The 12,673-nt window shown below is 65.0% G+C and carries 14 protein-coding genes; 8 read left to right on the forward strand and 6 right to left on the reverse strand.

Going from position 1 to position 12,673, the window contains the following annotated elements; genetic code table 11:
* The first annotated feature begins 8 nt into the window (after window positions 1-8).
* The 5 genes from K408_RS0111490 (at window position 9) to K408_RS0111510 (ending at window position 3,346) form a co-directional block, all read left to right on the forward strand.
* Window positions 9-587, forward strand: coding sequence for an NADPH-dependent FMN reductase (locus K408_RS0111490; RefSeq protein ID WP_024338651.1), 579 nt, complete (start codon window positions 9-11; stop codon window positions 585-587).
* 6 nt (window positions 588-593) lie between these two features.
* Window positions 594-1,304 (forward strand): orotidine-5'-phosphate decarboxylase, encoded by a 711-nt coding sequence (pyrF, locus tag K408_RS0111495; protein ID WP_024338650.1) that lies wholly within the window; start codon window positions 594-596, stop codon window positions 1,302-1,304.
* Window positions 1,305-1,330: 26 nt separating this feature from the next.
* Complete coding sequence (locus K408_RS0111500; protein WP_024338649.1) at window positions 1,331-1,642, forward strand: DUF1330 domain-containing protein; 312 nt, start codon at window positions 1,331-1,333, stop codon at window positions 1,640-1,642.
* Window positions 1,643-1,824: 182 nt separating this feature from the next.
* Window positions 1,825-2,640 carry a 4-hydroxy-tetrahydrodipicolinate reductase gene (dapB, locus tag K408_RS0111505; protein WP_024338648.1) on the forward strand — a complete coding sequence of 272 codons (816 nt, stop codon included), beginning with the start codon at window positions 1,825-1,827 and terminating at the stop codon, window positions 2,638-2,640.
* 82 nt (window positions 2,641-2,722) lie between these two features.
* Window positions 2,723-3,346 carry a 2,3-bisphosphoglycerate-dependent phosphoglycerate mutase gene (locus tag K408_RS0111510; protein WP_024338647.1) on the forward strand — a complete coding sequence of 208 codons (624 nt, stop codon included), beginning with the start codon at window positions 2,723-2,725 and terminating at the stop codon, window positions 3,344-3,346.
* Window positions 3,347-3,406: 60 nt separating this feature from the next.
* Here K408_RS0111510 and K408_RS0111515 read toward each other — a convergent pair whose 3' ends face one another.
* Entirely contained in the window at window positions 3,407-4,303 is an 897-nt protein-coding gene (locus tag K408_RS0111515) for a methylated-DNA--[protein]-cysteine S-methyltransferase (protein ID WP_024338646.1), read from the reverse strand.
* Between the two features lie 55 nt (window positions 4,304-4,358).
* Window positions 4,359-4,892 carry a DUF2244 domain-containing protein gene (locus K408_RS0111520; RefSeq protein ID WP_024338645.1) on the reverse strand — a complete coding sequence of 178 codons (534 nt, stop codon included), beginning with the start codon at window positions 4,890-4,892 and terminating at the stop codon, window positions 4,359-4,361.
* Between the two features lie 22 nt (window positions 4,893-4,914).
* On the opposite strand from K408_RS0111520, the gene nth reads away from it, so the two are divergent.
* Window positions 4,915-5,667 carry an endonuclease III gene (gene nth / locus K408_RS0111525; RefSeq protein ID WP_024338644.1) on the forward strand — a complete coding sequence of 251 codons (753 nt, stop codon included), beginning with the start codon at window positions 4,915-4,917 and terminating at the stop codon, window positions 5,665-5,667.
* 22 nt (window positions 5,668-5,689) lie between these two features.
* Here the strand turns inward: nth and K408_RS0111530 are convergent, their stop codons facing one another.
* The 3 genes from K408_RS0111530 to K408_RS0111540 form a co-directional block, all read right to left on the reverse strand.
* Window positions 5,690-6,430 carry a sulfate transporter family protein gene (locus tag K408_RS0111530; protein WP_024338643.1) on the reverse strand — a complete coding sequence of 247 codons (741 nt, stop codon included), beginning with the start codon at window positions 6,428-6,430 and terminating at the stop codon, window positions 5,690-5,692.
* A 134-nt stretch (window positions 6,431-6,564) separates the two neighbouring features.
* Window positions 6,565-7,017, reverse strand: a complete 453-nt coding sequence (gene nikR / locus K408_RS0111535) for a nickel-responsive transcriptional regulator NikR (RefSeq protein WP_024338642.1) — start codon at window positions 7,015-7,017, stop codon at window positions 6,565-6,567.
* Between the two features lie 128 nt (window positions 7,018-7,145).
* The gene (locus tag K408_RS0111540; protein WP_024338641.1) at window positions 7,146-9,605 is read right to left on the reverse strand and encodes a heavy metal translocating P-type ATPase; all 2,460 of its coding nucleotides are present in this window, start codon (window positions 9,603-9,605) and stop codon (window positions 7,146-7,148) included.
* 62 nt (window positions 9,606-9,667) lie between these two features.
* On the opposite strand from K408_RS0111540, the gene K408_RS0111545 reads away from it, so the two are divergent.
* On the forward strand, window positions 9,668-9,943 hold the full coding sequence (locus tag K408_RS0111545) for a metal-sensitive transcriptional regulator (protein ID WP_024338640.1): 276 nt from the start codon (window positions 9,668-9,670) through the stop codon (window positions 9,941-9,943).
* Between the two features lie 170 nt (window positions 9,944-10,113).
* Here the strand turns inward: K408_RS0111545 and K408_RS0111550 are convergent, their stop codons facing one another.
* Window positions 10,114-11,091: a YiiX/YebB-like N1pC/P60 family cysteine hydrolase gene (locus K408_RS0111550; RefSeq protein ID WP_024338639.1), complete on the reverse strand. Its 978-nt coding sequence runs from the start codon at window positions 11,089-11,091 to the stop codon at window positions 10,114-10,116.
* Between the two features lie 192 nt (window positions 11,092-11,283).
* On the opposite strand from K408_RS0111550, the gene K408_RS0111555 reads away from it, so the two are divergent.
* Window positions 11,284-12,672 (forward strand): flavin monoamine oxidase family protein, encoded by a 1,389-nt coding sequence (locus K408_RS0111555; protein WP_024338638.1) that lies wholly within the window; start codon window positions 11,284-11,286, stop codon window positions 12,670-12,672.
* The last annotated feature ends 1 nt before the right edge of the window (window position 12,673 follow it).

Consider the following 12,673-nt stretch of genomic DNA (forward strand, 5'->3'; position numbering starts at 1 on the left):
GGGATTGGATGTCGGCTCCCAAGATCCTGATCATTCCCGGCTCGCTGCGCACCGGCTCGCACAATGCGAAGCTTGCAGCCGTTGCCGCCTATGAATTCGCTCAGGCCGGCGTCGACGTCACCCGCATTTCGCTCGCCGATTTTCCGCTGCCGATCTATGACGGCGATCTTCAAGCCAAATCCGGCGTGCCCAAGCACGCCATCAATCTCAAGCGCATGATCGGCGCCCATCATGGGGTGCTGTTCGTCACGCCGGAATACAACGCCTCGGTGCCGCCGCTACTCAAGAATGCGATCGACTGGGTCAGCCGCGTGCACGAGCTGCACGAGGCGCGCGGCGAGGTGTTCCGCAACCGCGTCTTCGCGCTCGCCGGCGCGTCACAGAGCCGGCTTGGAGCAGCCCGCGCGCTCCAGGCCTTGCGGCTGATCCTCTCCTCCTGCCAAGCCAACGTGATTGCCAGCCAGCTCACGCTCGCCTTTGCCGACCAGGCCTATGACGATATGGACAGGCTGAAGAACGAGAACGATATCGCCGCGCTGAAGGAGCTTGTGCGACAATTGATCGACGTTTCCCAACGCATGATGTGAGGTGACATGAGGCCAGCCGAGATCGTCCCCAAGGACCGCCTGATCGTTGCGCTCGATCTGCCGAGCGTTGATGCCGCGGAGGCGATGATAGCGAAGCTCGGCGACAGCGTCTCGTTCTACAAGATCGGCTATCAGCTCGCTTATGCCGGCGGCCTGCCGCTGATCGGCAAGCTCGCCGACAGGGGCAAGAAGGTGTTTGCCGATCTCAAGATGCACGACATCGGCAATACGGTGACACGCGGCGTGGAGAGCGTGGCCAAGCTGGGCGCCACCTTCGTCACCGTGCACGCCTATCCGCAGACCATGAAGGGCGCCGTCGAAGGCCGCGGCGGCGCCGCCCTGAAGATCCTCGCCGTCACGGTGCTGACGTCCTACAACGACGACGATTTGCATGCGGCCGGCTATCGGCTCAGCGTGTCGGAGCTGGTCGAGGCACGCGCGCAGCAGGCTCAGGTGCTCGGCGTCGACGGCCTGGTGTCCTCGCCAGAGGAGGTCGGGAGCCTGCGCAAGATCGTCGGTCACCAGATGAGCCTCGTCACCCCCGGCATTCGTCCGGCCGGCGCAGCCAGCGGCGACCAGAAGCGCATCATGACACCGGGCCGTGCGATCACTGCGGGGGCGGATTATCTCGTCGTCGGGCGCCCGGTGGTGGAAGCGGCGGACCCAAAGGCGGCCGCTGAAGCTATCCAAGAAGAGATCGCCGAGGCGCTCGGCTAACCTCCAACACAACAGGGAGAAGAACGATGGCAAAGGGCTACTGGATCGGGCGTGTCGACGTGAGCAATGACGAAGGCTACAAGCCCTACGCGGTCGCCAACGGTCCGATCTTCAAGAAATGGGGCGGCCGTTTCGTTGTCCGCGCCGGCAAGTTCACCACCGTCGAAGGCGCCAGCCGCACCCGTAACGTCGTGATCGAATTCCCGGACTACGAGACCGCGCTGGCCTGCTACAACTCGCCGGAATACCAGGCCAACATCAAGGTGCGCCAGCCGCACTCGATCGCCGACCTCATCATCATCGAGGGCTATGACGGCCCGCAGCCGCAGGACGGCTGAGGCATCCTGTCATTTCGGGATGGTCCGAAGGACCAGACTTCAGGTGCGCATCGCGCACCGGGGACTCTCCAGATTTCGGGTTCGATGCTGCGCATCGCCCCGGAATGACCATTTGCGTTTGATTCCCCTCGGTTGCCGGAACTGCCTGCCCCCGCTACAACGGCTCCGAAGAGGATCACACCATGTCCGACATGCGCTTGATTGTTGCTGGGGCCGGCGGCCGGATGGGCCGGGCGCTGGTGCGGGCGATTGCCGAGAGCAAGGGCGCGGTGCTGGCCGGTGCGCTGGAAGCGCCGGGCTCGGAGCTGCTCGGCAAGGATGCCGGCGTGCTCGCAGGCCTGCCGGCCAACGGCATCAAGCTGTCCGCCGATCTCTGGGCCATGTCCAGGGAGGCCGACGGCATCCTCGACTTCACCATACCGGCGGCGACGATCGCCAATGTCGCGATCGCGGCCGAGCGCGGCATCGTGCATGTCATCGGCACGACCGGGCTGTCCGGCTCCGACAATGCGGTGATCAAGAGCGTCACGAACCGCGCGGTGGTGGTGCAATCCGGCAATATGAGCCTCGGTGTCAACCTGCTCGCTGCGGTGGTCAAGCGCGTCGCCAAGGCGCTCGATCAGAACTTCGACATCGAGATCGTCGAAACACATCACCGCATGAAGGTCGACGCGCCCTCGGGCACGGCGCTGATGCTCGGCCAGGCCGCAGCCAGCGGCCGCGGCGTCACGCTCGACGACCATTCCGAGCGTGGGCGTGACGGCATCACCGGTGCCCGCAGGCCGGGCAATATCGGTTTCGCCTCCTTGCGCGGCGGCACCGTGGCTGGCGATCACAGCGTCACTTTCCTCGGTCCGTTCGAGCGCCTGACGCTGTCGCATCAGGCCGAGGATCGCATGCTGTTCGCCCATGGGGCGCTGAAGGCGGCGCTGTGGGCGCACGGCAAGCAGCCGGGGCACTATTCCATGGCCGACGTGCTCGGCCTGTCCGACATCTGAACACCGAGCATGACCCGGAAAAGCGTGACGCGGTTTCCGACAAGGTCATGCTCAGAACATGAAACCAAACGGAAAGCAGTTGATGAGCGAACGTCTTCTCGTGCTCGTGCGCCACGGCCAGAGCGAATGGAATCTGAAGAACCTGTTCACGGGTTGGAAGGACCCCGACCTCACCGAGCTCGGCGTGAACGAAGCCAAGGAAGCCGGCCGCAAGCTGAAGGCGCAGGGTCTCGTGTTCGACGTCGCCTTCACCTCGGTCCTGACGCGCGCGCAGCACACGCTTGATCTCATCCTCGACGAGCTCGGGCAGAAGGGACTGCCGATCACCAAGAACCTCGCGCTCAACGAACGCGATTACGGCGATCTCTCCGGCCTGAACAAGGACGATGCGCGCAAGAAATGGGGCGAGGAGCAGGTGCTGATCTGGCGCCGCTCCTACGACGTGCCGCCGCCCGGCGGCGAAAGCCTGAAGGATACGCTCGCGCGCGCGCTGCCGTACTACGTGCAGGAGATCCTGCCCGGCGTGCTCAATGGCAAGCGCACGCTCGTCGCCGCCCACGGCAATTCCCTGCGCGCGCTGATCATGGTGCTGGAGAAGCTTTCGCCCGAAGGCATCCTGAAGCGCGAGCTCGCCACCGGCGTGCCGATCATCTATCGGCTCAATGCGGATTCGACGGTCGCCTCGAAGCTGGATCTGGCGGGGTAATCCTGGTTGCGTCATTCCGGGTTCAGTGTTGACGCACTGCCCCGGAATGACTGTGGTCCTTCACTGCATCCCCAGCTGCCCGGCTTCCCAACCCAGCATCGCCTGCTTGCGGGTGATGCCCCAATGGTAGCCGGTGAGCGTGCCGCTCTTGCCAAGTGCGCGATGACAGGGGACGACGAACGAGACCGGGTTCTTGCCGACCGCGGCGCCGACCGCGCGTGAGGCCTTCGGGCTCTTGATGTTGCAGGCGATGTCGGAATAGGACACGGCGCGTCCCATCGGAATTTTCAGAAGCGTCTCCCACACCCGCACCTCGAAATCGGTGCCGATCAGGACAACGCGCAGCGGCTGATCCGGCCGCCACAGCTTTGGGTCGAAGATGCGCGTTGCGAGCTGCGCGGTGCCGTCGTGATCTTCCACATAGGTGGCGTTGGGCCACCGCCGCGTCATGTCGGCGAGCGCGATCTTCTCCTCGCCGTGATCGGCGAAGGCAAGTCCGGACAACCCGCGATCCGTGGCGATCACGATCGCGGTGCCGAACGGCGATGGATGGAAGCCGTAGCGTAGCGTCAAACCGGCACCGCCGTTCTTCCATTCGCCCGGCGACATCGCTTCGTGGGTGACGAAGAGATCGTGCAGCCGGCCCGGCCCGGACAGCCCGGAATCGAGCGCCGCGTCAAGAATGCTGGCGGAGTCCCTGAGCAGGTTCTTGGCATGATCGAGCGTGAGCGCTTGCATGAACGCCTTCGGCGTGATCGAAGCCCAGCGGCGGAACAGATGGTGCAGCTCGTCCGGCGTGACCCCGGCCGCATCCGCCATCGCCTCGATGGTCGGCTGGGCGCGCCAGTTCGCCGAGATGAAGGCGATCGCCCGCCGCACCGAATCGTAATCGCGCAACGCGGCGTTCTGTGTGCCCGGCCTGGCCAAGCGCTGGTCATGTATCGCAAGGGTCATCATGACCGGGAATGTAGGAGAGCGAAGGGTTTGGAGCCACCCGATTTCCGACCGGGATTCAGGTGATCGGATTATAGGTCGGTCCACGCCTCGCGGCATTCAGAGCCTCAACCAAGCTTTTGTAAAAGCTTGCTTTTTCCTCAGGACCAAGAAAACGGGCGATCTGGATCTGGTGACCGCGCGAAACCAGATAGAGATGCTCGATGCCGTATTCCTCGTCGACCTCCTGGTCGAGCCGGACCCAGAGCGGATTGAACGTCCATTCGGCGACTTGGCCGCGGTGGCTGACACGGCGAACCCGCAATTCGGAAGGGGTCACCACGATTTCCTCGCGGGCCCGCGCGGCGCGGAAATTGGCCTTGAAGGCCCACCAGATCACGAGAACATCAAGGCCGAAGAAGCCGAACACCGGCCACGCACCCATCATCAAAAAAGCGAGGCCGGTGACGAAACTGACGACGCTCAGGAACAGCATCACGGCGAGAAAGCCGGTGCGGTTCAGCGAGCGGTGCGGCGTCAGCAGCGCCGAGAATATTTGCACGTCACGCGGATCCCCAGAAGCGCTGCGCTCAATTTCGTTGCCTGTGTTCATCATCCATCAGTATATCCCGATCATGGCGAAAATCACCCGCAAGCCGGTCACGCGCAAAGCGGCCGTGCCGAAGAAAAAGGCAAAAGCGGTGGTCGCGAAGCCCAACGCCCCCGCCAGGAAGACGCTGAAGGCGATAAGGCGTTGGACCCCGGCTGAGGTCCATGAGGCCTTCAGCCGTTTCCGCAAGGCCAATCCGGAGCCGAAGGGCGAGCTCGAACACGTTAATCCGTTCACGCTCCTGGTCGCCGTGGTGCTGTCGGCTCAAGCGACCGATGCCGGCGTCAACAAGGCCACGCGCGCCTTGTTCGAAGTCGCCGACACCCCGCAGAAGATGGTCGATCTCGGCGAGGAGCGGCTGCGCGAGTATATCAAGACGATCGGCCTCTACCGCACCAAGGCCAAGAACGTGATTGCGCTGTCGGCAAAGCTGCTCAGCGAGTTCGGTGGCCAAGTGCCGCGCACGCGCGCGGAAATCGAGTCGCTGCCTGGTGCAGGACGCAAGACGGCCAACGTCGTGCTCAACATGGCTTTTGGGGAGCACACCATGGCGGTCGACACGCACGTCTTCCGCGTCGGGAATCGGACCGGACTTGCGCCGGGCAGGACGCCGCTCGAGGTCGAGCTCGGACTCGAAAAGGTGATCCCGGCCGAGTTCATGCTGCATGCCCATCATTGGTTGATCCTGCACGGCCGCTATACTTGCCTCGCCCGCAAGCCGCGCTGCGAGGTATGCCTGATCAACGATCTCTGTCGGTGGCCGGAGAAGACGGTGTGAGACAGCGTCGAGCCGGGCGCCGTCACCGCACCTGCCGCGCCGGCTCGATCAGCTCGGGCCGCGGGCCTGACAGGCGCTTGTGCATGTGGACCATCAAGGCCATCCCGAAGATCGGCGTCGCCAGATTGACGATCGGGATCGAGACGAAGGCGGCGATGAACAGGCCGGCCGTGAAGATCGTCGCGGCGTTGTCGCGCCGCATCGCCTTGGCCTCCTCCGGCGGACGGAAGCGCATGGCCGCCAGTTCGAAATATTCGCGGCCGAGCAGCCAGGCGGCGGCGAGGAAGAAGATCAGAAAACCCGCGCCCGCGAACAGCACCAGAGGCAGCGCTACGAGATAGATCAGGATCGTCAAAAAGGCGGTTTTGATGCCTTCGAGGATCGCCTGGCTGAACGGCAGGGCCACGCCCGGCCGCTCAGCGGGGTAATGCTCACGCTCGACGATGTCGGCGACATCGTCGACGAACAGGCTCGCTACCAGCGAGGTGATCGCGGGCATCAGGAAGACGCCGCCGAACACGACGCCGAAGCCCGCCGCGATCGAGACGATCCACGAGAGGATTTCGATCGAAGAATGCCAGCCCGCCCCAAGCAGGCCCTCCAGCCAGACCGCGCCATGGGTCGCAAACCAGCTGAGGAGCCGTTGCAAGCCAATCGCCAGCACGGTGATCAACACCAGCGCCAGCCCGATCGATCGCCACAGGATCGAGCGCATCGGCGGAGAGATCATTTGCGACAGCGCCTTGACGGCGGCATCCAGCATGGGGGCACCCTCTGAGGTCAACACTTCGCGAGAGGTAGACACCCGATGTCGTCTCGGCAAGGGAGGAGTGGGCCGCGGCAAAGGTGGCGCCATCTCCTGCTGACCCTCACCCTCCAGGGGAGGGTCAATCCAGCCTACTCATGCCGATGGCCGTGCCCGTGTTTCCGCCCCTTCGTCGGCTTCCCTTCCCCGGTTGGAATCATCACCACCCGGCCGTAGCGCACGCCGCGCTCGGCGATGATATGGTCGGCGAAATGCCTGACCTCGTCCGCCGACCCCTTCAGCGCCGTCATCTCCATGCAATTGTTGTCGTCGAGATGGACATGCAGCGTCGCCAGCGCGAGGTCGTGATGGCCATGGAATTCCTGCACCAGGCGTTTTGAGAGATCGCGGGCGGCATGGTCGTAGACATAGACGAGGCCGGCGACGCAGGGGCCGGTCTGTGCCGTGTCTTCGCTGGATTGCTGAAGCCCGGCGCGGGCGAGATCGCGGATGATCTCGGAGCGATTCTGATAGCCGCGCGCCTCCGCCGCGGCGTCGATCTCCGCCAACAGATCGTCCTCGATGGTGATCGTAATTCGCTGCATCAGATGCTCCTCATACGTCTCGCCGGTCCGGTGAACCGTAGCCCGGATGGAGCGGAGCGCAATCCGGGACGGGCCGATGTGTGGGCATGCACCCGGATGCGCTTCGCTCCGTCCGGGCTACGGTGTCCCTACAGCCGCGTCGTACGAAGCCGCAGCGCATTGCCGACGACGCTCACCGAGGACAACGCCATCGCCGCGGCGGCGATGATCGGGGAGAGCAGCAGGCCAAAGGCGGGATAGAGCACGCCGGCTGCGATCGGAATGCCTGCGGCGTTGTAGATGAAGGCGAAGAACAGGTTCTGGCGGATGTTGCTCATCGTCGCCTGCGACAGTTTTCGCGCGCGCACGATGCCGGTGAGGTCACCCTTGAGCAGGGTGACGCCGGCGCTCTCCATCGCCACGTCGGTGCCGGTGCCCATGGCGATGCCGACCTCGGCGGCGGCCAGCGCCGGTGCGTCGTTGACGCCGTCGCCGGCCATCGCGACGCTGCGCCCGGCCTTCTGCAGCTTCGTGACCACAGCGCTCTTCTGATCCGGCAGCACCTCGGCTTCGACCTCGGCAATGCCGAGCCGGCGGGCCACGGCTTGTGCCGTGGTGCGGTTGTCGCCAGTCAGCATGATGACCTTGATGCCTTCGGCCGCGAGCGCCTTCAGCGCCTCCGGAGTCGAGGCCTTGACCGGGTCGGCGATCGCGAACAGGCCGGCAAGCCGGCCATCCACAGCCATATTGATCACGGTCGCGCCGTCACCACGCAGCCGTTCGGCCTCGGCGTCGAGCGATTTGGTATCGATGCCGATCGAGGTCAGGTATTTTGCATTGCCGAGCACGATGGTCTTGCCGTCGACCTTTCCGGTCGCGCCTTTGCCCGTCGGCGAATCGAATTGCTCGACTTGGCCAATGCTGATCTGCTTCTCCTTCGCCGCGCGCACGATGGCGTCCGCCAGGGGATGCTCGCTGGCGCGCTCGACGCTGGCGGCGAGCCGAAGAATGTCGTCTTCCGCGAAGCCGGCCGCCGGCACGGTCGCGACCACCTTGGGCTTGCCCTCGGTCAGCGTGCCGGTCTTGTCGACCACGAGCGTATCGATCTTCTCCATCCTCTCCAGCGCCTCGGCATTCTTGATCAGCACGCCGCCTTGCGCGCCTCGGCCGACGCCGACCATGATCGACATGGGAGTGGCAAGGCCGAGCGCGCACGGGCAGGCGATGATCAGCACGCTGACCGCGGCGACGAGGCCGAAAGCCAGCCGCGGCTCCGGTCCGAACCAGGCCCAGGCGCCGAAAGCAGCGAGCGCGACGACGATGACCGTCGGCACGAACCAGCCGGAAACCTGGTCGGCCAACCGCTGGATCGGCGCACGCGAGCGCTGCGCGTCCGCAACCATCTGCACGATCTGCGACAGCAGCGTCTCGCGTCCGACCTTGTCGGCACGCATGATGAAGCTGCCCGATTGATTCAGCGTGCCGGCGATGACCCTGGCGCCGGTCTCCTTGGTGACAGGCATGGACTCGCCCGTGACCAGGGATTCATCGAGCGAAGAGCGTCCCTCCAGGATGGTGCCATCGACCGGCACCTTCTCTCCGGGACGAACGCGCAAGGACTCACCGGCATGGAGCGTGTCGATCTCGACCTCATGCTCGCTGCCATCTGCGTCCACACGCCGGGCGGTCTTCGGCGCAAGCTGGAGCAGCGCCTTGATCGCACCCGACGTCGCATCGCGGGCGCGCAGCTCGAGCACCTGGCCCAGCAGCACCAGCACGGTGATGACAGCAGCGGCCTCGAAATAGACCGCGACCGCGCCTTCATGGCCGCGGAACGTGGCGGGGAAGATTTGCGGCGCGAGGGTGCCTATGAGGCTGTAGACGTAAGCGACACCCGTGCCCATCGCGATCAGCGTGAACATGTTGAGGTTGCGCGTCAGCAGCGACTGCCAGCCGCGGACGAAGAACGGCCAGCCGGCCCACAGGACCACCGGCGTTGCGAACACGAGCTGGATCCAGTTCGACAGCGTCGGATCGATCCAGCTGTGGGGGCCCGCCAGATGGCCGCCCATCTCCAGCACCACCGGCGGCAGCGACAGCAGGCCGCCGATCCAGAACCGCCGCGTCATGTCGGCGAGTTCCGGATTGGGGCCGGTCTCCAGGCTTGCGACTTCCGGCTCCAGTGCCATGCCGCAGATCGGGCAGCTGCCAGGGCCGACCTGGCGGATCTCGGGATGCATCGGGCAGGTATAGATCGTGCCCGCGGGCATCTCCGGCTCGGGCGCCCTCTCCTTCGCAAGGTATTTGGCGGGATCGGCGGCAAACTTGGTGCGGCATCCGGCCGAGCAGAAATGGAAGGTCTCACCGTGATGCTCGAACCGGTGCTTGGATGTCGCAGGATCTACCGTCATGCCGCAAACGGGATCGAGGACCTTCGCCGCGTCATCACCGGAGACATGCGCGTGATGATGGGCATGGCCGGCATGGTCCCCGTGCCCGCCACAACACGAGGACGCTGGCTTCGGCGTGGCTGGTGCGGCCTTGGCGGAACAACCGCAGCCGGAATGTCCGTCCACGTGATGTTGATGCTCATGCTCGCTGCTTGTCATCGCGCTGCTCCGATCTCAGTTTCGGTCTTGCAACCCATACCCGGTAGGGGTATATAAACCGCATGCGCAAGGACATCAAGGCATCTGTCGGAAAACGTCTCGGCCGGATCGAGGGCCAGGTTCGTGGCCTGTCGAAAATGGTAGAGGAAGACCGCTATTGCATCGACATCGTCACGCAGATCTCGGCGGTGCGCGCCGCGCTGCGTCGGGTCGAGGAGGAAATCCTGAAGGATCACGTCGCCCATTGCGTCGAGCACGCCATCGCGAGCGGCGACAAGGCCGACCAGCGCGAGAAGATCGCGGAGTTGATGGCGGTGATCGGACGGGCGGAGCGGTAGCGCACGATCTCTCCACCGTCATTGCGAGGAGCTCTTGCGACGAAGCAAGCCGGACTGCCACCGTGGTGACAGCCTGGATTGCTTCTCTGCGCTCGCAATGACGAGTGTTGTGGATGGCTCGCGCCCCACTCACGCCTGTCGCCCCTGCGTTCGCAGGGACGACAGCAGTGTTATGCCGCGACCTCGCATACGTCTCCGCGGCGCCGTGCGCGGTAGGTCGCGTGTTCGCTCAGTTGCACGAAATGCGCGGAAAACGTGGTGCCCGTCTCCGCAAGCCGCGCGCTCACTTCTTCAGCGGGAATTTGAGCCGACGCCTCTTCGTCACTCGCTTCAGGAACGAGCGGCGGCGCCACGAACGTTTCTGGAAACACACTGAACGAGCCCGCTACCTCCTCGAGCGGCTTCTGCTTGTCGGCCCAGTGCAGGGCGGTGTAGTCGAACCCGTGCACGATGGTGGGTTTGACGACTTCGAAATAGGGCGAGATGTCGAAGTCGCGGGGCATGTACAGCGACGAATCGCGGATGTGCAGGATCTCGCGGCGGGCGGAGCGGCTGCCGGCCTTGGTGATCTTCGGCAGGATCGGATAGCGCACGGCGTCGAAGGCCTGCGCGATCAGCGCCGAGCAGATGATTTTGGTCGGGTCGCCCGAGCCAATGGCGATCATGCGCCGCCGCCAGCGTTGCGGTACCGGCAGCGGGAACAGGTAGCGCATCAGGTCGACGATGTTCTTGGTGTCGTAGCCGAAGCCGATGCGGTTGATCGCATAGCGGCAGACCGTGGTGCGGTCTTCATAGGACAGGCCGACCGGGCGGCAGACGCGGGTGTGGTAGGGGAAGTATTTCGACAGCGGCGCGGAGGTGACGCCTTCGCCGATATTGGCCTCGATCAGCACATGCGGCTCGCCGTCCGGCTCCTCCGCGCCCGCGACAGGGCCGACATAGAGCGCGGCATGCGACCAGGTCGACTGCGTCAGATACTTGATGATGCCGGAGATGCGGTTGTTGCCCTCGACCAGCAGAACGTCGCCGGGCTCGATGACGCCGCGCAGATGCTCGGGGTCGCTCGGCGTGAACGGCTCATAGCCCGGCACCTCCTTCGAGAGGTACGTGGCAATCAGCTTGCCGACCGAATCCAGGACCGTCCCCATGTCAAACTCCCCCCACGGCCTTTTCCGGCCGTCTTTTTCCCATCTCTATCATGGTCGAAACGTGTTGCAATTCGGTTCATCACTCCGTGAGGTCAAGCACGATTGATTCACCATGATGGTTGCCGTGCAACATCAGATGCGGCAAGGTTCGCTGGCTGTTCCCGTTCGCCGCAAGTCTCCGGAAACCATGACATGACAATCACGCGCCGCGGTTTCCTTGTCGCGTCAGCGGGTTTTGCCGCGCTGCCGGTCCTGCGCGCCACCGCAGCGCCCCTGCCGCGGGAGGCCGACATTGTCGTGATCGGGGCGGGGGCTGCGGGAATTGCCGCAGCGCGGCGTATCATGGCGACGGGCCGCAAGGTCGTGGTGTTGGAAGCGGCATCCCAAGTCGGCGGCCGCTGCGTCACCGACAGCACGACGTTCGACACGCCGTTCGAGCGCGGTGCGCGCTGGATGTACAACCCCGATACCAATCCGATGATCCGGCTGGCTCGCAGCGTTGGGCTCGACGTGCTGCCGGCGCCATCGGGCCAGAAGATGCGTATCGGCCGCCGCAACGCGCGCGCGGGCGAGACCGAGCAGTTCCTGGCGGCGCTGGTGCGCGCCAACCGCGCCATCGATGAGGCCGCGCGCGCCAAGCTCGATACGTCCTGCGCATCGGTGCTGCCGAAGGATCTCGGCGACTGGGCCGGCGCGGCCGAGTTCATGCTGGGCGCGAGCTTCGCCGGCAAGGACCTCAAGGAACTGTCCGCGATCGACAAGGGCCGCGCGCAGGACCGCAACGCCGCGATCGCCTGCCGCCAGGGTCTCGGCACGCTGATCACGAAGCTTGGCGAGCAGGTGCCGGTGGCGCTGGCAACGCCGGCGAGCCGCATCGCGTGGAGCAGCCGCGACGTCAGCGTGGAGACACAAGCCGGCAAGATCGGCGCGCGCGCCGCCATCGTCACAGTCTCCACCAACGTGCTGACATCGGGTGCGATCAGGTTCGCGCCCGACATCCCGAAGCGCACGCTGGACGCTGCATCCAAGCTGGGCCTCGGCAGCTACGATCGCATCGTGCTGCAATTGCCGGGCAATCCGCTCGGCCTCTCGCGCGACGATATCCTCGTCGAGCAAAGCAATTCGACGCGCACGGCGCTGCTGTTTGCGAATATCGGCGGCTCGTCGCTGTGCTCGATCGATGTCGGCGGCTCGTTCGGCCGCGATCTCTCCCAGCAGGGCGAGAGCGCGATGGTTGCCTTCTCGAAGGAGTGGATCACGAAGCTGTTCGGCAGCGAGGCCGCGGCCGCGGTGCAGAAGACCAGCGCCACGCGCTGGAATGCCTCGCCCTATGTCATGGGTGCGATGTCGGCAGCATCGCCCGGCGGCCAGCTCTCGCGAAAGATCCTGAGCGAGCCTGTTGGCAACGTGTTTCTCGCCGGCGAAGCCACCCACGAGACCTTGTGGGGCACGGTGGATGGCGCCTGGGAAAGCGGCGAGCGCGCCGCTGAGGCGGCCTTGCGGAAGATCGGCGCGCTGAAGAGCGAGCCCGCCGATGTGCCGACCCAGTCGACGAAGAAGCGCAGAGCGCCTCGACGGTGAG

The sequence above is a fragment of the Bradyrhizobium sp. in8p8 genome (genome assembly GCF_000426845.1).
In the GTDB taxonomy this organism is placed as follows: Bacteria; Pseudomonadota; Alphaproteobacteria; order Rhizobiales; family Xanthobacteraceae; genus Bradyrhizobium; species Bradyrhizobium japonicum_C.